Raw genomic sequence first — 18,593 nt, forward strand, 5'->3', positions numbered from 1 at the left:
CAGAGGGCGCGGGTGGCGGGTGCCCATGCCACCCGTACGGGTCCATGAGGACCGGCAACTTCGCCGAGCGCGGGTGGCGGGTGTCCGTGCCGCCCGAACCCGTGCCGCCCGGCGGGCCGGCCGTCACCGGCGCCCCCGGGACGGTGGATCACCAGGCGACGGGGAACGCCGACAGGCCGTACACGACGTTGAACGAACGAAACTCCGGCTCGCCCGCCTCGCGCAGCCCGGGGAAACGGTCGAACAGGGCGGAGAACGCGATGCGCATCTCCATCCGGGCCAGCGGAGCCCCGATGCAGTGGTGCGCGCCGTAACCGAACGCGACGTGGGCCAGGTCGGGCCGTTCGATGTCGAGCCGCTCCGGGTCCTCGGTCAGCGCCGGGTCGCGGTTGGCGGCGGGCAGGGAGACCACCACGACGTCGCCCTTCGCGATCGGCACGCCGCTGATCTCGGTGTCGGCCATGGCCACCTTGGTGGCGCCCTGGTGGACGATCGTCAGCCAGCGCAGCAGCTCCTCGACCAGGCCGCCGGCCCTGCCGGGGTCCTCGCGGAACAGGTCGAGCTGGTCGGGGTGTCGCAGCAACGCCAGCGTGCCCAGACCGATCATGTTGGCCGTCGTCTCGTGCCCGGCGACCAGCAACAACCCGCCGATGCCGACCAGTTCGTCGGTCGTGAGGTCATCGCCGTGTTCGCGGACCAGCATGCCGATCAGGTCCTCACCCGGTTCGGCCCGCGCCCGCCCGACCAGCCCGGTCATGTAGGCGACCAACTCCATCTGAGCCCTTCCGCGCTCCTCGGGCGAGCGGTTGAAGTCGAGGACCACGATGCTGTTGGCCTGGAAGGAGTCTCGGTCCTCGTAGGGCACCCCGAGCAGTTCGCAGATGACCAGCGCGGGAATCGGGGTGGCGAACCGGGAGATGAGATCGGCCGGCGCGCCGGTACGCTCCATCGCGTCCAGGTGGTCGGCGACGATCTCGCGGACCCGGGGCTCCAGCCGACGGATACGGCGCATGGTGAACTCGGGGGTCAGCATGCGCCGTAACCGGGTGTGGTCGGGCGGATCCATCATCAGCAGCGCACCCGCGCGGATACGTTTGGCCTGCTCCTCACTCATCGGCGGCAGGTTGATGCCGCTGGCGTAGCTGAACAGCTCGGCGTTCCTGAGTACGGCGCGCACGTCGTCGTAACGGGTGACCAGCCAGGCCTCCTGGCCGTAGGGCGTGGGAACACGCCGCAGGCCGGGTTCCTCGCGGGCGGTGGCGAGTTCGGGATCGGGGTGAAACTCCTGGCGGCGCATGTGAAGGGGCAGCATGTCGGCTCCTGAGGGGGATCGGCTACCCCACAAGATCTCGTCAATGGAACGAGTGTGCAATCCCAGCCGGACCAGGCACTCGACGGTGTCCTTCGCGGTCGTCGGAGAGGGGCGAGGGAACCCGCCGCAGGAGCGTGGCGCTCACCGCTGAGGAGGGCTCCCACGGTGAGGGCGGACAGCCGGTCCGCCTCGGCGGGCGCGTTGAGCCGGGCCGCCGCCGGGCCACCCTCGGCGTCCTCCAGCGCGACCTTCGCCTCTCGGCCATGCGCCCGGCGCCTTGGGCGCCTCGTCAAGGCTTGAGATCGAGCTGGATCTGGTAGACGGTGCTCAGGAGGCGCTCGAAGTCGGCGACGACGGCCTCGCCGTACTCGCCGGTGTCGCGAATCCGGATCTTCAGAGGGTGTCCGAGATGCTCGGCGGTGATCCGGTAGCGGCCGATGGGCACGTCCATCAGTCCCGAGCCGTCGCCGCCGCGCTCGGCCCGGCGGGTGATGACCTCGCCGGCCGAGCCGTCGATCAACGGCCCCTGCGGAGTCAGGGTGAGCGTGACGTCCTCGTCCTGCAGGAAGGTCTGCGGGTTCTGCGGGTTGTAGAACTCCAGGTGGAAGAGGACCATGCCGCCGTAGAAACCCAGCCCGTCGGATCGCTCACCGGTGAGCCGCCAGGTGAAGTCGCGGATCGCACCGTCCGCACCGGCGAAGGAGGCGTCGTCGTGGGGGGTCAGGTCCATCGTGTAGGCGCGGCCCTCGAAGCGGCGGGTCACGGTGCCTGTCACCCGGAAGGTGGCCGCGGCGACGTCGCTGCTCACCCGGTAGCGGCCGTCCTTGTCGGTCGTCACGACCAGGTTGCTGTTGTACAGCAGCTGGTTGTCGGCGACGATCTCCGCGCCCGGGACGGGCCTGCCCGCCGCGTCGACGACCCGCCCCTTGAGCACTCCGGCCTCGACCTGCTCCGCCCCGGCCTGCCGCTCAGCGGTGGTCTCTCGCCCGGCATCCGCCGTACCCGTCATCCGTTCCTCGCCTTCCAACGCGCAGCCACTCAGGGCCGCGATGAGAACACCCACGACAACCACTTCTCGCACGCCGGTGACCCTAGGCGCACGATCTTGTAATTCACTTGGAAGTGACGGTCCGGCGGATCGTCCGCGCGCTGCCCGCCTCGGTCGTGCCGCCGCCGCGAAGACCGCCTGATGCTCGGAGTCCGGATCGAGGGGACCGCGAGGCCCTATCGTGTCCGGCGCGGTCCTCACGAATCGGGGACGACACGGAACGATTGGAGTCACGGATCAGTCATGGACACCCAGGTCACCTATCCGCACGGCGACGTGCGCGGAGTTTCGCGGGTGGTCTCGACCACGGCGCTCGACGGCGGCTACGGCGTGGTCACGGCGGAGACCCCCTTCCATCCGCTGGACCACACCTGGCCTGACCAGCCCGCCGACCGGGGGACCGTGAACGGGCTGCCGGTCCTCGACTGCGTGACCGGTGCGTCGGACGGCGAGCGGCTCTATCTGGGGGAGGAGATCCCGGTGCGGCGCGGCGCCGAGGGCTGGGACTGGCTCGTGGTGCACGTGCTGGAGCAACCGGTCACCGGGGACGCCGGACCGGTCGTGCTGGCCGTCGACGAGGCGTACCGCTCGGCGCTCTCCGCCGGGCACACCGCGTGCCACCTCACCGCCCTGGCCCTCAACGCGGCACTGGCCGACCGGTGGCGCAAGGAGGTGAAGCCCGACTCGCTCGGCCGTCCCGACTTCGACCAGGCGGCGATCACCACGTCGCGGATCGTGGAACACGGCAGCAGCGATGTCTACCGCCTGGGCAAGTCCCTGCGGAGAAAGGGGTTCGAGGCGGGGGACCTCGACCTCGGCGACCTCACCCGGCGGATCGACGAGCAGCTCATGGAGTGGATCGCGGCCGACGCGCCGGTCACGGTCGACAGCCCGTCCCCGTCCCTGTCGGGGCGGCGGACGTGGCGTTGCTCGCTGCCCGAGGGCGAGGCGAGCATCCCCTGCGGCGGGACGCACGTCTCCCGAACCTCCGAACTGGGCTCCGTGCGCGTCTCCCTCTCCCTCCAGGACGCGGAGCTCACGATGCGCAGCATCGTGAGCCCTCCCTCGTGACAGCGGAAGGACACTGAAGGACACTGAAGGACACTGAAGGACACTGAAGGACACTGAAGGACACTGAAGGACGCAGAAGGACGCAGAAGAACACCGAAGAACACCGAATCATCCCGGAACGGGATCATCCGGGCCGGTGAGCGGCGTCCGAACGGCCCGTGCGCTCCGGAGAAAACAGCCTGCACGCCCGTTGGGCCGCACACGTCGCCGGCTTCCGCCGGTGACCACGCGCCGGCGTTCACTCCGGGGCGTGGCGCTCACCGCCGAGGAGGGCTCACCCCCGCCACGGTGAGGGCGAACAGCCGGTCCGCCTCGGTGGCGGGGTCCGGGTGGTGCTCCGTGGCCAGGGCGATGCCGGTGATCAGGTTGAGCAGGTCGGTGATGGTCACGCCCGGTGCGAGGGCGCCGTCGTCCGCGGCGCGGCGCGCCAGGGGGGCGCCCGCCTCGGTGAGTTGCGCCGAGCAGCAGTTCTCGGGAGCCACGTCGGGGCCGGCCGCCCGTTCGCGGGTCAGTGCGATGGCCAGCCCTCGGATGGTCGCGGCGTCCGCGGTGACGGCGCGCAGCCACTCCAGAAGTGCGGCCCGGGTGTCGGTTCTCTCGGTCAACGCGCGGGCACGGGCGCACAGGGCCTCGACCCGCTCGCGGAAGACCGCCTGCAGCAGTGCGTGGCGGCTGGGGAAGTGGCGGCGCACGGTGGCGGATCCGACCCCCGCGGTGCGGGCGATCTCCTCCAGGGACGCGTCGGCGCCGTACGTGGCGACCGCCTCCTCGGCCACGGCGAGCAGGCGCGCGTAGTTGCGCCGGGCGTCCGCCCGCTTGACGGGCATGGTCTCACCTCAACATTTGCTAAGTGGCGGGGTCCGCCGTATCTTACTCGAATATAAACGGCGGGGTCCGCCGTTTAATCGGCGATCACCCGAGGAGAGGCCTCATGCCCACCAATCCCGCACCCGTCCTGGTCACCGGCGCCACCGGACGGCAGGGGGGCGCCACCACCCGCGCCCTGCTCGCCAACGGCGTTCCCGTCCGGGCGCTGGTCCGCGACCCCACGACCGACCGGGCACGGGCGGTCGAGGCGCTCGGCGCCGAACTGGTCACCGGCGACCTCGACGACCGAGACTCCCTGGTGAGAGCCGCGCGAGGAGCACGGGCCGTCTTCTCGATGCAGATGCCCGCGCTGAAGGGAGACGCCTTCGACTTCGAGGGCGAGCTGACCCAGGCCGCCAACCTGGTCGAGGGAGCGCTGGCCGCGGACGTGCCGCAGTTCGTGCACACCTCCGTCACCGGCGCGGGCCAGCACGTGGAGACCCCCGGCTGGGCCGAGGGCCGCTGGGCGATGCTTGAGCCCGGCTTCGCCGCCAAGTCCGGCGCACAGGACCGGGTGCGTGAGGCGGGCTTCACGCACTGGACGATCATCAAACCGGGCTTCTTCATGGAGAACTTCCTCCCGTCCCTGGCGTACCTGTTCCCGCGCGGCATCGAGGGCGGCCTCGCGACCGTGCTGAAGCCCGGCACCCGGCTCTCCCTCGTCGCGGCCGCCGACGTCGGCACGACCGCCGCCGCGGCCATCGCCGAGCCGGAACGTTTCCACAAGGTCGAACTGGAACTGGCCGGCGACCATCTGACGATGGCCGAGGTCGCCGCAGTCCTCTCCCGCACCCTGGGAACCGAGGTGACCGCGCCCGACATGACCATGGAGGAGGCGGTCGCCGCCGGAATGCCGTGGGCGGGCGTCTCCTCCCACGAGTTCCTCAACACGGTCGAGCAGCCCGCCCGTCCGGAGTACGCGCGGGCCTTCGGCATCCCGCTCACGACCTTCGAGGAATGGGCGTACGAGCACATGCGGCTCGCCGCCTGACACCACCTGACGCCGAGCGGGGGTCCCCGCTCGGCGGCCCCGGCCTCCGGCGGGTGGTCCTCGGTCGCGGCGCGCGTCCGCGCCGCGACCGCGGGACGCTCACCTGCTCACCTGCTCACCGCGGAGGCCAGGGCGCGCACCCGTTCGGCGTGCAGGTCGTGGCCGATGACGACCGGCGGCTCGTTGTACGGCATGGCGTCGGAGGAGCGGCGCAGCTTGACGTACTGCCCGCAGGCGTCGACGGCGTACGGCTCCATGTCGTCCTGCAGCGCGCCGATCACCGTGATCCCGTACGTCTCGCCGATCCTGCGGAACAGCGCCACCGCCTCCCTGCGATGCTCCTTGCCGAGGTTACGGCCCAGCTCGTCCAGGACCAGGCACAGGTGCCCGCCCCCCGAGGACGCGATCGCCGCCGCGCAGACCAGCTTCACCGCCTTCTCGTCCATCAGCGCGGTGTTGGCCCGCCGGTTGTACGGCACGAAGCCCTGCCCCTCGCCCCTGCGCCACTTGGGCGTCACCCGCCACGCCCAGCGCTGCTCGGGGTCGGCGGGCGCGGGCGGCACGGGAAACTCCAGCGTCGCGCCGTAACCACCGTAGGAGGTGTCGAGTTTGTCGAACTCCTCGGCCACCCGGGTCAGCCGCGCCTTGATCGCGGCGGTCAGCGCGGCCCGGTGCACGGCGGTGGACTGGGCGGCCTCCTCGGCACCCCTGGCCGCGGCCGTCAGGTCGCGCTGCCGGGTGACGATCTGCGTCTCGATCTGGCGGCGCCGATGCCGCTCGTACTCCTCCTGGCCGCGCAGGTAGGAGGCGAGCGTGGAGCACACGCCGGGGAACGTCGCCTGCTCGCGGGCGGTGCGCCCGGCACCGGGCGCGGTCCGTTCGCCGACCAGGAAGCGCAGTTCCTCGGGCATCTCCTCGTCCTCGCCGGGGAAGGCGGGGAAGGTGTCGCGCAGCGCCTCGTCCAGGTGGCGCTCGGCGGCCCGCCACCACTCCTCGGAGGTGAGCGGACGCTCCTGCTCCTCCAGGGCGCCCAGCCACTCGCGGGCTCCGTCGAGGGTGCCGCCCCAGTCGCCGGCCAGCGCGTCCAGCCCGAGCGCGTCGCGGTCGGCGGCGATCCTCGCCGCCTGTTCCGCGGCCTGGTCACGGTCGGACTCGTACCTGGCCCTGCGCCCCTCCAGACGCTCGATCTCCATGCTTCTCGTACGGGCGCGGAAGTCCAGGGCGCTCGCCCGGCGCTCGGCCTCGTCGACCTTCGGCGCGATCGTGGCCAGCGCCTCGGACAGCTCGGTGAGCGCGGCCCGGCGCTCGGCGAGCCGCCGCTCGATGTCGGCCAGTTGCACGGACGCCTTCGCCCCCTCAAGCCTCCTGCCCGCCTCGGCCACGGCGTCCTCGGCGGCCCGCACGACCGCCGCCGCGCTCTCCTGCGCGTCGCGCGCCCGGTGCAGCCGCTGCTCGGCCGCCTTGATGCGGGCCTCCCTGCCGGTGACGGCCACCTCGAACGATCCCACCACGGTGACGCCCGCCGCGCTGACCAGCACGGACCCCGGCAGCGCGTCCAGCGCCCGCGCCGCCGCCTCCAGGTCGGCCGCGTCGACGACGACCGTGTGCTCGTGCGGCCATCCGCGGGCTCCCAGCGCGGGCCCCACCCGGCCGTCCCGGCCCGGCGCACCCTCCTCGTCGCGCGCCTGCTCGGCGACGTCGATCGCGTCGAGCAGGCCGGTCGCGCCGACACCCGCGGCGGCGAGCGCGTTGAGCTGGGCCGCCGCCGGGCCACCTTCGGCGTCGTCCAGCGCGCCCTTCGCCCCCTCGGCCTCCCGGTCGGCCACGCCCAGCGCTTTCAGCGCCTCGTTCAGCCGCGTCCTCGCCTCGGTCAGCTCCGCACCGGCCGTCGTCACGTCGCGCCCGTCGGCCAGGCGGCGCTGCTCCTCAAGACCGGGGATCCAGCCGCGCAGCTCGTCGACCGAGTTCTCCGCCACCGCGCGGTCGGCGTCCAGCTTCGCCGCGCGTGCCTGCAGCGCGCTCAGCTCCCTGCGGGCCTCGGCCAGCCCGCGCTCCAGCGTGTCGTCCTTGAGCGTGGCGATCTCGGCCCTGACCTCACCGATCGCCTCGGTGGCACGCGCGCCCGCCGCGTGGACCCGCTCCAACTCGGCCGCGAGCGCCTCGTCCCGCTGCCCGGCGTCGGTGAGCCTGCGTGCCAGCCGCCCCCGCCAGCAGCGCAGCGCACCGGCCAGCCGGACGCGGGCACGGTCACGCCTGTCGAAGGTCTCCAGGAGCGTGTGGGACTCGGCCTCGAACTCCCGCAGCAGCTCCACGGCCCGCGTCGCCCGCACCCGCCTGGCGTGCTCGTCGCGGCGGGCCTCCCGCTCCTGGTCGAGCTCGGCGTCCAGGCCGGTCAGCGCGGCGATCGCCTCGAAGACCCGCTCGGGGGAGATCTCGTTGAGCGGCTGGGAGAGCAGGTTGGTGGCGACCTTGCTGCGCACCGAGGTCGACAGGAACGACACGCACCTGACGCGGTCGCCGTACAGGAACCTGGTCAGGTCACGCGCCACCACGTCGCGGCGTCCCGCCGAGCGGGGCAGCGTCGCCCACAGCGCGTCGGCCCGCGTCACCCGCTCCGCCTCCGAGGCCGCCACCGCCAGGTGCACCCCCTGGATCCAGCGGATCTCCAGGTGCGGGGCCTCCTGGTTGACCCGCAGCCACACGGTCACCGCGTCGTCCAGGGAGGCGTGGTCGGGGGAGTCGCTGTTCGGGTGGCCGATGCCCGGGGAGTCGCCGTTCGCGGGACCGGTGTCGTCCACGGGGTCGGCGCTCTCGGCGACGGTGTGGCCGGAGCCGGTGCGGACGGGACCGCTCCGCGAGGAGCCGTTGCGTCCGGTGTACACGGAGTCGGCCGGTGCGAAAACGCCGACGATGTAGCCGTGGTCGGCACTGGCCCACGTCCGGCCACCCCCGCCCGCCGCCAGCTCGGCGTTGAACAGCAGCTCGGAGACCGCCTTCGCGCCCGAGGCGAACCGCCACTGCTCGTCTCCGAGCAGCGCGGTGATCATCGCGATGAACGACGACTTGCCCGCGCCGTTGGAGTCCTTCGGCCCCGCGCCCGCGACCACGATCAGCGTGCCGGGAACGGTCGGCACCGGATGGGTCGAGAGCCGCGAGATGTTGACCGGCTGCACGGCGATCAGCACCCGGTCGCCCACCACGTTCTCGCTCGGGGCGGTGGCGCGGGCCGGCTCCACGGGGACCAGGGTCGCCTGCGTCCCGCCCGTGTCCCCGGAGCCTCCGCTCTCCCCGCTCCGCCGGGCCTTTCCGCCGCCCTCCCCCGGGGAGACCGTGACCTCCCCGCTCAGGGTGCTCTTTGCCCGATTCCTCCTGCCGCTCTCCCCCCGGGAGTCCTTGATCTCCTCGCTCCGAGTGCCCTCCGGCCGGGTCTTCCCGCCGCTCTCCCCCCGGGAGTCCTTGACGTCCTTGCTCCGAGTGCCCTCCGCCCCGACCTTCCTGGCGCGGGTGGCTCCGGTGACCTCGCCCTGGGAGGTTGCAGCCTGGGCGTTTTCGGCCCCGGCCGTGTCGGCGCGGGTTTCCGCGCCCCGGGCTCGGCTTTCGCGCGAGCTCTTCGCGGCCTGGTTCCGCTGCTCGGTCAACCCCGTCGTTCCTTTCTTCCATCCGGCTTCCGGCGCCCGGAGCACCGGATCTCCGGGACCTCGTCCCGGCTTCGGCTCGTCATGAGAGAGGGCCACCTCACACCCGCCAGGCGGTCGGCCCGGCGGGACCCCGGCACCCCGTCATCGGGTCCGCTCACCGCCGGTTGGCCCGTACGGCCGCGGCCAGCGGGGTGTGCGGCCCCGCCGCGAGGATCAGCTCCTCCTGCAGGTGACGCCTGGCCTGCGGAGTGAGCCGGTGGAACTGCGGCCCCGGCACGTAACCCCCCGCCTCCTCGCCCGTCTTCACCTGGGTCACCAGACCCGCGTGGCGCAGGGTGCGCAGCGCGGCGTCCAGCTCGCCGATCGGCAACCTGGTGTGCCGCCGAAGCTCGTCGACCTGGGCGGGGAACGGCGAGAGCCAGCTGTCGGCGGGCAGCAGGCCGTCGGCCCGCGGGATCGCCACCGAGTGGATCAGCACGAGGACCAGAACCGCCCGCTCGGACTCACCCAGAGCCGAGCCCGAGCCTGTTCCCGCTCCCGAGCCTGCTCCCGTCCCCGTCCCCGTCCCCGTCCCCGTTCTCGTTCCCGTGAGCGTCTCGGGCGCGTAACCCGAGATCCACGCGTCGCGGTCGTGGATCAGGACCCGGCCGCGACGCTCCAGCATCTCGGCGAGCGTACGGCGCAGCACCGGGTCGCGCAGCGCGGGAAAACGGGCCTCGTGCACCGGTTCGGCCGCGTGCTCCACCGCCATGAACGCCGCCACGACCTCGGCCCTGCGCCGCTCGTCGAACGGACCGAGCAGATCCTCGTCGACCTCCTCGGGGATCGTGACAGCGGCTCCCGCCTCCGCGTCGTCGAGAGGCTCCGCGACAGGGAGCACCTCCAGGCCGCCGGGAACCTCCTCACCCGTGGGCAGGCGGCGCATCAGCTCCCGCAGTTGGGCGTGGGACGCCGCGGGCCAGGAGGCGCACCGGGGGCCGAGCCGTACCAGCCCGTCGGCGACCTCCAGCCAGGCCGAGTCGTGCAGGCGGCGCAGCGCGCCGACCGCCCAGTTGCGCATGAGGTCGTCGCCGCGCCCGATCAGCGCACGGTACGCCGACAGCACGTCGTCCACCCTGGCCGGGGTGCCCGGCCAGGGGTCGGAGGCGAGATCGGTCCAGCAGCATCGCAGGGCCGCGGCCAGCACCCGCCGGGTCTCCCCGGATCGTTCCACCGCGACCGGCGCGACCTGGTATTCCTCCAGGAGCGACGGGGTCGCCCCGTCGGGCCAGACCGGCAGTGCGAGCCCCGTGCCGTCGCCGCGCCCCAGCCGCGCCATCCCGGCGGGAGCCGCCTCCCCCGCCGCGAGTGTGAGAGGTCCGCCCGCCCTGGCACGGACATGCGCCATCCCGGACGACTCGGCGTCGGCCGATCCCGCCGCCCGCTCGTGCGCCGTCCCGGTGGCGACCACCCGGTCGTGCGCGGGAGACGTCGTGGGCGACGTGTGTCGCGGATCAGCCGGCACCGCCGGTCCTTTCGAGATGGCCGTGGGAGAGCCAGGCGGGCTCGCCGCCGGGGTCGGCGGTGAGGCCGTCGGACCAGCGCAGGCGGTACGGGGAGTCGGGACGCAGGTCGGCCGAGACGAGGTCGGCGAGCAGCCTGCGAGCGGAGACCCACTCGCCGTCGGCGGTGAGCAGCTCCTCCAGACGGGCGGTGGAGCGCCCGGCGAGCGCGGCCTCGGCCACCGCGGCCAGGCGGTCGAGGCCGCCTGTGCCGGGGTCGTGGGTGTCGGCGGTGCCGGGGTCGGGCAGGGCCGAACGCGGGGGAGTGGGCTGGGCGGGTGCCGGGCGAGGGCTCTCGTCCACCGCCCTGACGATCGCCGCCGGGTCGTGCCAGGGGGCGGGGGCGTCGAAGACGAAGCCGTCGAGCACGGAGGCCAGACGCTCCTTGCTCGCGGTCTGCGCGAAGGTGCGCCAGGTCTCCGCGGGAAGCAGCGTGAGGTTTCTCGTCGTGCCCGCCGAGTCGGCCAGGCGCCCGGCGGCGCGGCGCGAGGCGTCGCTGTAGGAGTAGATCGCGGCACGCAGTTCGGTGCAGGTGCGGTCGAGGTCGGGCCAGCGGGTGAGGATGGTGCCGTGCAGGCTCTGCGCCCGCCTGGCGATCTCCTCGGTGCCCCACAGCTTGGGCGCCTGCTCGCGCAGTTCCTCGATGGTGCCGCCGGTCAGCGTGATCAGCTCCAGCGCCCACAGCCGGAAGGCGCGCGACAGGTTCTGCGCGCTGGCGCGAGCCTCCTCCATCGTCGTGCGAGGGTCGGCCACGTTGAGGTCTTCGAGAGCGAGTAGGCGGTGCATCTCCGACTGGCCGCCGTCGTCCATCATCCGGCGGATGAACATCAGCCCCACCACACTGGTGAACGACGCGCGGTAGCGAAGCTGGTTGGGCTTGGGGAACACCTCCCGGATCGCGCCGAGGCCGCGCAGGACCCTGAGCCGGTTCTCGAACCGGTCGAGCGGGTAGGCCCGGCAGACGTGGCGCATCTGCTCGTGGGTCAGCCACTCCTCGCCCGCCTCGGCGAACGCCGCGAACAGCGTCTCGGCGATGTCGACCAGCGCGGGGTCGTCCACCACCGCGCCGCTGTCGCGGGCGAGCGCCGCGAACATGCGGCGGTAGGTCGAGAGCACGGCCTCCTCGGTGAGGGCCGAGTCGAGCGTGATCTCGTGGTTCGTCTCTGGCACGCGCCCTACCGTAAGGCTTGTGCCCGACAATCCTGACCCGGACCGCGGAGAAGCGCTCCACGGAGAGACGCGGCCGAACACGGGCCGTAGGAAACGGTGGGCAGCGGCGAAGAACAGCGGACCGTCCAGGCGGTAGGCGACGACGTGCTCGGAGAGCGGGGCGTGTTCCTGCTCGGTGTGGTCGCCGGGCGACTCGGGATGGGGTCGGCGTCATGCCCGGGCGGGCGATCGTTTCCCGACACCGTATGGCGCAGCTTGAGTAGTTTTGCTGCCCTGTTCCAACACCTTGCCGACCCAACCGGGTGTTTGGGGATCGGGTGAGGCGTCAGGCTGGGCGCCTCACCGCCTCACCGCCTCACCGCCTCACCGCCTCACCGCCTCGCCGCGGGTGGCAGGGCCGGGCGCGAGGGGTGTCCGGGCGCGGAGACGGAGAAGTCGACCTTGAGCGCGTAGCGGTGCGCCACGTAGGAGCTGGTCGTGTATTCGAGGGGATTCCCGTGTTGATCAACGATGGAGCGCGTCTCGACGAGCATCGGTGTCGTGGGGTCGACGTCGAGTTCGGGTGCGTCGTCGTCGGCTGTGCGCGCCGTGAGGACGGAGGAGCCGAGAGTCGGATGCAGTCCCAGGCGGCGGAGGGTCTGATGCAGTGATCCCGTCTCCAGGTCCGCGGTGAGCAGCGCGTCGAGGGTGGCAGGGAAGGTGGCGTGTTCGATGGCCACGGGCAGGTCGTCGAAGAGCCGGACACGGCTGATGACGACCACGGACGCGGGTCGCGTGGTGAGGGCCGGTGGATAGAGGGCGGCCGCCTCCTGAGGGGAGGCAGGGCGCACGGCGGCCTCCAGGACCCGGGAACGTGGCGTCTTGCCGAGGGCGAGGGCCTGGTCGTGGAAGCTCAGCAGGGTGCCGACCGGCCGGGCGGCGGCGACCTGGCGCACGAAGCTGCCCCGTCCCGGCACCCGCTCCAGCAGGCCGTCGCGTTCCAGCCGGACCATAGCGGCGCGCGCCGTCATCCGGGAGACACCGAACTCCTGCGCCAGCTGCGACTCGGAGGCGAACGGATCACCGTCGGCGGCGCCTTCGAGACGCCGTCGCAGTTGCTTCTCGATGCGCTCGTACAGCGGTTGCGACGCGGCCATGGCGGGTGTGCTCCTCCTCGGTCGGATGGTGTCGGTTCCCAGTGTGACGTCAGTCGACACCGTCATCGAGATCTGTATAGGCTGTATATACAGCTTACCTGAGGCGACCCGAAGGAGAACATCATGTCCGTGGCCTCGATCGACGTCCCGCGCTGGGAGGGCCCCCTGCCCTCACGCGAGGAGGTGGCGAAGATGATCGACCATTCGCTGCTGCGACCCGAACTGACTCCGGCCGAGGTCGAGGACGGCTTGGCGACCGCCCTGGAGTACCGCACGGCGTCGGTGTGCGTACGGCCCGCCGACGTGGCGGCTGCGGTCGCCACGCTGCGCGGCAGCCGGGTTCTCGTCGGCACGGTCGTCGGCTTCCCGCACGGCGGCGGCACCACGCAGGCGAAGGTCTTCGAGACCGCCGAGCTGATCTCCCTGGGGGCGGAGGAGATCGACATGGTGATCAACATTGGTCGCCTACGTGGCGGCGACGTGGCGTTCGTCCAGAACGAGATCGCCGCCGTCGCCCAGGCCGCCGAGGGGCGCCCGGTAAAAGTGATCTTCGAGAACGCCTACCTGACCGATCGGGAAAAGACCGCCGGGTACAGGGCCGCCGAGACCGCGGGCACGGCCTTCGTCAAGACCAGCACCGGGTTCGCCCCCGGTGGGGCGACGACCGCCGACATCGCCCTGATGCGACGCACCGTGTCCTCTCACATGCAGGTCAAGGCGGCCGGAGGCGTTCGCACCCTGGACGCGCTCCTGCACCTGCACCGGCTCGGCGCCACCCGCTTCGGAGTCACGGCCACCGCGGCGATCCTCGACGACCTCGAAAGCCGCCGCAACGGCAACCCGCCCACCGCGAGCGCGCCGAACTGACGGCGGGCTACCTTGCGGCTCGCCGTGGCTTCAGGGGTCCTGGGCCATGAAGGCCCGGAGCCGGGGGCGGTCGAACCTCGCCGGCGACCATCCGGCCGGCCGCTCGTCGGACAACGTGTCGGCTGTGTCAATCGGCCGTGCCGGCGTGCACGGCGATGATTCGCCAGCCGTGCGTCTCGCTGTACAGCCAAGTACGGGTGTAGCGCATCCTGGCCGCGAACGGCGCGCCGGAGACGGTCCCTTCGACGGTGCCGAGAAACCACGTCACTCCGGTGCGCCCATCGGCGAGCACGGTCAACTCCTCCTCGGCCACCCTCGTCATCACCTGCGTCCGAGTGCGGTGCAGCTCCAGGTCGTCCGCCTTGGTCGCAACGTTCGCACCGAAGGTAAAGATCAGCCGATCGTCCAGCAGCCGATCCAGCGCCTCGACATCTCCAGCGAGCTGCGCGGTCTGGAGCCGGCGCTCGGCGTTCCGCAAGTCCTCCATCATCAGATACCTCCAGCGTGGATACCCCCGCCTTCAGGCGGGGGAGGAAACGCGGCACGATGCCGCGCTTCTGGGTGGGTGGTGTAGCCGTAGCCGTCGGCTCGTTGGAGCAGGCGGACGTGGCGGTGGCCGATGCCCTGCACGGTGCCGTGCCGGGTGGTGATGTTGAAACTGCCGGTGGTGCGGACCGCGACCCGTCCGGTGTGGACTCCGGTGTTCTTGCCGGTCGGGATGGTCGCGCGGACCAGGTCGCCGGTGGCGAACCCCTTGACCTGCTTGGTCCGGGGTAGCCGTAGGCGGGGGAAGCCGTAGCGGTCGGTGCGGGTGCGGGCGTAGGTGCCGCGCCCGGTCGCCGTGACCACCAGGACCTTCGACGGCCAGGCGGTCACGGTCTCCAGGTGGCCGACGTGCAGGGCGTCCAACGTGTGCGATTTCGGGGCGCCGGTTCGGGACCGGTTCCACCTGGTGCGCCCGCCGGAGGCCGTCGCGACCGGCAGGCCGGTCGCCTGCAGTGCCCGCCACAGCGCCCAGCGGGTGGCGTTGACGGCGGCGGCGTCGCGCAGCGGCGCTTTGGCCTGCTTGAGGATCTTCGCCAGGAGTGCGGGCCTGCCCTTCAGGAACTCCTCGATCGGGGTGGCGTTCTTGGCCTGGTTACAGCCGATGCAGGCCAGGGCGAGGTTGCTGACACGGTCGGAGCCGCCCCGGCCGCGGGGGTGGATGTGGTCGAGGTTCAGCGGCACATCGCTCGCACCGCAGTAGGCGCAAGCGCGCCCCCACTTGGCGAGCAGGTATTCGCGGACCTCGTACCCGGCGAGGGTGCCCCGCTGGTATTCCACTCCTTCGAGCGGCCTTCCGGCCGACAGGGTGTGGGTGTCGAAGGAGACCTTCTCCACGTACACGGCGGTGAGGGGAGCCCGCCGGGCCAGCCGGAGCACCTGCGACATCGTCGTGTCCACGCGGTGGCGCAGGGAGGGTGTCAGCCACCCTTGCGGTTTGGTGCGGTTGTTGAAGCGGGGGGCACGGTAGCGCAGGTTCGCGCTACGGCGTCGCCTTCGATACCGCGAGCGGGTGGTGAGCTTGTCACGGATCCGCCCGCCTCGGTGGTCAAGCTGGATCGCATACCGTCCGGTCCTGCTTGCGGCCTGGTCGGTGAACACCGCGATGCCGGTGTGCTTGGAGCCGGGGTCGATACCGGCCGCGACGCCCTGGAGGGTGGAGTCGGCGACGAGCCGGTCCTTGAGGCGGATAACGAACGGGGTGTGACGGGCCACCACCGCCCGCCCGGCCGCCAGTAGGCGGCGGGCACGGGCGGGATGGCACGGGTCGAGCGGGTGGCCGTGGGCGTCCAGGACGAACACGGCCGGGTGAACCTCACGGTTCGCTCCCTCGGACGCCGAAGCGCCCTGGGGGTGACGCCGAACAGGCCGGGTGCCGGTCCGTTCGATCTCCCCTCGCCCGGGTTGAACACCAGGTACCGCCTGGCGGCGGTCTCCGTGAGCCGTTTCGTGCCCACCCTCGGGCGTGTCTGCTCCCACGGATTCCAGAGCGGCAGGCTGAGGAAGCACCCGCCGGTGGGTCTGCGATCTTGTGTTCAACGTGGCCATCAAAATGCACCTCCTTGAGCTGATGACCAGGGCTGGTCAACGCGGGGCTTCAAAGCGCATCGCTGCGCCTCAAGCCCCCTCCTTCAGGAGGGGGTCGTTGACGAGGGCCACCCTTCCAGCCGACACCGTATCCGTGCCAGGACGTTCACGCTCGGCTGATCTTGACAGTCCGATCCGGGGATTCCGGTCGTCGGTGAGCGGGTGTCGGGTTTGATGGGAGCGTGCTCGCAACTATTTGCAACATTTGAGACAGATCGCAACATCCGCCGTACTGTCGGAGCAGTAACCCTTCGCGGTGACAAGGTGATGGAGATGGCGACCTCCACAGCACGCATCGACGAGGCCAAAGGCATTCTCGCCGCCAGGCTCAGGGCGCTCCGCGCCGACGCCGGGCTGACGGGGCGAGCGCTGGCGGCGAAGACCGGCCTGGACCACACCAAGATCTCCAAGATCGAGAACGCGGTCCAGATGCCCAACCAGGCGGACATCCGCACCTGGTGCGAGGCCTGTGACGCGGACGAGCAGGTGGTCGACCTCATCGCGGCCGCCCAGAACATCGACGCGATGTACACCGAGTGGCGCCGCCTGGAGGAGAGCGGCCTCGGCCACGTCCAGCGCTCGTTCCAGCCGTTGTACGACAAGACCCACCAGTTCCGCGTCTGGCAGCACTCGGCCGTCCCCGGCCTGCTCCAGACCGGCGACTACGCCCGCGGTCACCTGCGCGCCGTCATCGACTTCCGAGGCATCCCCGACGACATCGACGCCGCGGTCGCGGCGAGGCTGAAACAGCAGGAGATCCTGCGCAACGGGAGCAAGCGGTTCGCGTTCGTCGTCGGGGAACAGGCGCTCCGCACGCCACTGGTCGGCCCCGAGCAGATGGTCGCCCAACTCGACCGGCTGGCGGATCTGACCTCCGGCACCGCGAACGTGTCCTTCGGTATCGTCCCCGCGACGATCAGGCCGCCGCTCATGCCACCGGAGAACTTCTGGATATACGACGCCAACCGCGTCCGCGTCGACACCGTGCCGGGTCAGATCCAGCACAAGGCGCCGGGCGACGTGGTCGTGTACGAGAAGGCGTTCCAGGCGCTGAGCGGCGCCGCGGTGTACGGGAAGGAGGCCCGCGCACTGCTGCGAACCGCGGCGAGTGCGTTCCGCGAGAGGTGAAGCGCCATCAGGAGCGGAGTTTCGTGAGAACGATGCCCCGCGAGACGCCCCTTTGAGCGGTGCGGTCTCGTGATGGGCGATTCTTCGCGAGGAGCGGACTCGCAACATCGCGCAACATCGTTGAGGCGGGAGCCTCTGGATCTTTACTCTCGCCAGCGTGACCGTTGATCACAGAACCCCAGAAGACGTTGAGTGCCCCTCAGTCGAACTCCGGGCTCGTGAGCTGGCGGCCCTGCTGGCCCGATCCCACAACATCCCGGCGGACGTGCACCGCCTGCCGTCAGGAAAGGTCGTCATCTCCGTCTACTACGGCCTGGTCGCCCGCCTGGACGACGCGTGTCGTTTCTGGTGGATCGTCCCCGTCTGCGAGGAACGGGACAGGCCGCTGTGGACGAGTGCCGCCACTCCGGCCGCGGCGGCGGTCCGGATCGCCGACCACTACCGGGAACTGCGCACTCGTCCGCTGGCCCACCTGATCCACGGCGGTTACCTGCTGACCGACGTCCTGCTGGAACATCACGAGGCCGCGGCGCCGGTCTGAACGCGCACAGCGGGGTGCGCCGGTCTGACCGCGTCCATCGGGGGCGTCTCGGTCCGACCGCGTCCGGCGCGGCGGCGTTCCGGTAACGGACCGCAGTCGAAAGTCCTTCCCCGGAATCGGCGTCCGGCGTTCGGCGAACACGAAACCGACCGCTCCTGGGAAGGGGGTGCACCGCTTTTTGTCCCTGATTCTTACGGCCTTTTAGGTCGTTTCGTACGGGTAGCGCGTACTTTTTGAGAGCGCACTCGATGACCGCCTACCCCTATTTTCCGCGCGCTGAAGTCTCCTACCTGCGCGAATCATGGTTCAACGCCCCCTGTTTCGTGTTTAACTCGGACTTGCGGTAGTCACCCGACTTCCTTGGGTAGTGTCCCCGGGCCGGGTGAGAGCGCGCGATGCAGCAAGGGGAGACGATTCATGATCAGTGTCCTGATCGCCGAGGACATGCATCTCGTCCGGGGAGCCATGGTCGCCCTGCTCTCCACGGAGAGTGACATCAAGGTCGTCGCCGAGGTCGGCCACGGTGACGAGGTGGTCCGCTCCTGCCTGCTGCACCGCCCGGACATCGCGCTCGTCGACATCGGCCTGCCGGGCACCGACGGCCTCACCGCGACGGCGGAGTTGCACCGCAGGCTCCCCGAGTGCGGGACGGTGATCCTGACCGGGCTCGCGACCCCGGCCGCGCTGTGCCGGGCGCTGGACGCCGGGGCGCGCGGCTTCGTCGTCAAGGACGCCCCCGCGGACCAGCTCGCCGACTGCGTACGCCGCGTGGCCGCCGGCGAGCGGGTCGTCGACCCCGAGCTGGCCGTCGCCGCACTCAACGCGAAGAGAAACCCGCTCACCGCACGCGAACTGGAGGTCCTGCAGGCCGCGGCCGAGGGGGCGCCGGTCGGGGAGATCGCCGACCGTCTCTGCCTGTCCGGCGGAACGGTACGCAACTACCTGGCACGGATCCTCAACAAGGTCGACGCCCGCACGCGCGTCGAGGCGGTGCGGATCGCCAGGGAGGCGGGCTGGCTGTGGTTCGACGACCTGACCGAACTCGGCCTGCTCCGTTGCCGGGACACGGGAGGCTCGTCCAGCCGGATGAACTAGGCGTGATCACCGGCGAGTGGCAGAAGGGCGGAGCGGGCACGGACTCCTGTCGTGCGGA

Annotated in this window: 15 protein-coding genes; 6 read left to right on the forward strand and 9 right to left on the reverse strand. The window is 71.5% G+C overall.

Annotation, left to right across the window (positions count from 1 at the left end):
* Positions 1-148: 148 nt before the first annotated feature.
* Both AB0B90_RS09475 and AB0B90_RS09480 read right to left on the reverse strand, forming a co-directional pair.
* Positions 149-1,312: a cytochrome P450 gene (locus tag AB0B90_RS09475; protein WP_350944146.1), complete on the reverse strand. Its 1,164-nt coding sequence runs from the start codon at positions 1,310-1,312 to the stop codon at positions 149-151.
* A gap of 289 nt (positions 1,313-1,601) precedes the next feature.
* Positions 1,602-2,393, reverse strand: a complete 792-nt coding sequence (locus tag AB0B90_RS09480) for a carboxypeptidase-like regulatory domain-containing protein (RefSeq protein ID WP_362921894.1) — start codon at positions 2,391-2,393, stop codon at positions 1,602-1,604.
* Between the two features lie 210 nt (positions 2,394-2,603).
* On the opposite strand from AB0B90_RS09480, the gene AB0B90_RS09485 reads away from it, so the two are divergent.
* On the forward strand, positions 2,604-3,431 hold the full coding sequence (locus tag AB0B90_RS09485) for a metal-dependent hydrolase (protein ID WP_350944142.1): 828 nt from the start codon (positions 2,604-2,606) through the stop codon (positions 3,429-3,431).
* A 257-nt stretch (positions 3,432-3,688) separates the two neighbouring features.
* Here AB0B90_RS09485 and AB0B90_RS09490 read toward each other — a convergent pair whose 3' ends face one another.
* Entirely contained in the window at positions 3,689-4,258 is a 570-nt protein-coding gene (locus AB0B90_RS09490) for a TetR/AcrR family transcriptional regulator (protein WP_350944141.1), read from the reverse strand.
* 104 nt (positions 4,259-4,362) lie between these two features.
* Between AB0B90_RS09490 and AB0B90_RS09495 the strand changes: the two genes are divergently transcribed.
* Positions 4,363-5,289 (forward strand): NmrA/HSCARG family protein, encoded by a 927-nt coding sequence (locus tag AB0B90_RS09495; protein WP_350944140.1) that lies wholly within the window; start codon positions 4,363-4,365, stop codon positions 5,287-5,289.
* Positions 5,290-5,396: 107 nt separating this feature from the next.
* On the opposite strand, the gene AB0B90_RS09500 is transcribed toward AB0B90_RS09495, so the two are convergent.
* The 4 genes from AB0B90_RS09500 to AB0B90_RS09515 all read right to left on the reverse strand — a co-directional run bounded on the left by AB0B90_RS09500 (position 5,397) and on the right by AB0B90_RS09515 (position 12,774).
* Entirely contained in the window at positions 5,397-8,927 is a 3,531-nt protein-coding gene (locus tag AB0B90_RS09500) for a chromosome partitioning protein ParA (protein WP_362921897.1), read from the reverse strand.
* A gap of 154 nt (positions 8,928-9,081) precedes the next feature.
* Positions 9,082-10,431 carry a hypothetical protein gene (locus AB0B90_RS09505; protein WP_362921898.1) on the reverse strand — a complete coding sequence of 450 codons (1,350 nt, stop codon included), beginning with the start codon at positions 10,429-10,431 and terminating at the stop codon, positions 9,082-9,084.
* On the reverse strand, positions 10,421-11,638 hold the full coding sequence (locus AB0B90_RS09510) for a hypothetical protein (protein ID WP_362921900.1): 1,218 nt from the start codon (positions 11,636-11,638) through the stop codon (positions 10,421-10,423). The genes AB0B90_RS09505 and AB0B90_RS09510 overlap by 11 nt, the downstream gene beginning before the upstream one ends.
* A gap of 371 nt (positions 11,639-12,009) precedes the next feature.
* Positions 12,010-12,774, reverse strand: a complete 765-nt coding sequence (locus AB0B90_RS09515) for a GntR family transcriptional regulator (RefSeq protein WP_350944135.1) — start codon at positions 12,772-12,774, stop codon at positions 12,010-12,012.
* 123 nt (positions 12,775-12,897) lie between these two features.
* Here AB0B90_RS09515 and deoC point away from each other — a divergent pair, with 123 nt between their 5' ends.
* Positions 12,898-13,641, forward strand: coding sequence for a deoxyribose-phosphate aldolase (gene deoC / locus AB0B90_RS09520; RefSeq protein WP_350944133.1), 744 nt, complete (start codon positions 12,898-12,900; stop codon positions 13,639-13,641).
* A gap of 127 nt (positions 13,642-13,768) precedes the next feature.
* Here deoC and AB0B90_RS09525 read toward each other — a convergent pair whose 3' ends face one another.
* Positions 13,769-14,128 carry a nuclear transport factor 2 family protein gene (locus AB0B90_RS09525; protein ID WP_362921903.1) on the reverse strand — a complete coding sequence of 120 codons (360 nt, stop codon included), beginning with the start codon at positions 14,126-14,128 and terminating at the stop codon, positions 13,769-13,771.
* Positions 14,129-14,130: 2 nt separating this feature from the next.
* Positions 14,131-15,486, reverse strand: coding sequence for an RNA-guided endonuclease IscB (gene iscB, locus AB0B90_RS09530; protein WP_362921905.1), 1,356 nt, complete (start codon positions 15,484-15,486; stop codon positions 14,131-14,133).
* A gap of 558 nt (positions 15,487-16,044) precedes the next feature.
* On the opposite strand from iscB, the gene AB0B90_RS09535 reads away from it, so the two are divergent.
* The 3 genes from AB0B90_RS09535 to AB0B90_RS09545 all read left to right on the forward strand — a co-directional run bounded on the left by AB0B90_RS09535 (position 16,045) and on the right by AB0B90_RS09545 (position 18,535).
* Positions 16,045-16,899, forward strand: a complete 855-nt coding sequence (locus AB0B90_RS09535) for a helix-turn-helix transcriptional regulator (RefSeq protein ID WP_350944127.1) — start codon at positions 16,045-16,047, stop codon at positions 16,897-16,899.
* Between the two features lie 157 nt (positions 16,900-17,056).
* On the forward strand, positions 17,057-17,440 hold the full coding sequence (locus AB0B90_RS09540; RefSeq protein ID WP_350944125.1) for a hypothetical protein: 384 nt from the start codon (positions 17,057-17,059) through the stop codon (positions 17,438-17,440).
* Between the two features lie 417 nt (positions 17,441-17,857).
* Entirely contained in the window at positions 17,858-18,535 is a 678-nt protein-coding gene (locus tag AB0B90_RS09545; protein WP_350944124.1) for a response regulator transcription factor, read from the forward strand.
* Positions 18,536-18,593: the final 58 nt, after the last annotated feature.

The organism is Streptosporangium sp. NPDC049078, from assembly GCF_040648855.1.
Classification (GTDB): Bacteria; Actinomycetota; Actinomycetes; order Streptosporangiales; family Streptosporangiaceae; genus Streptosporangium.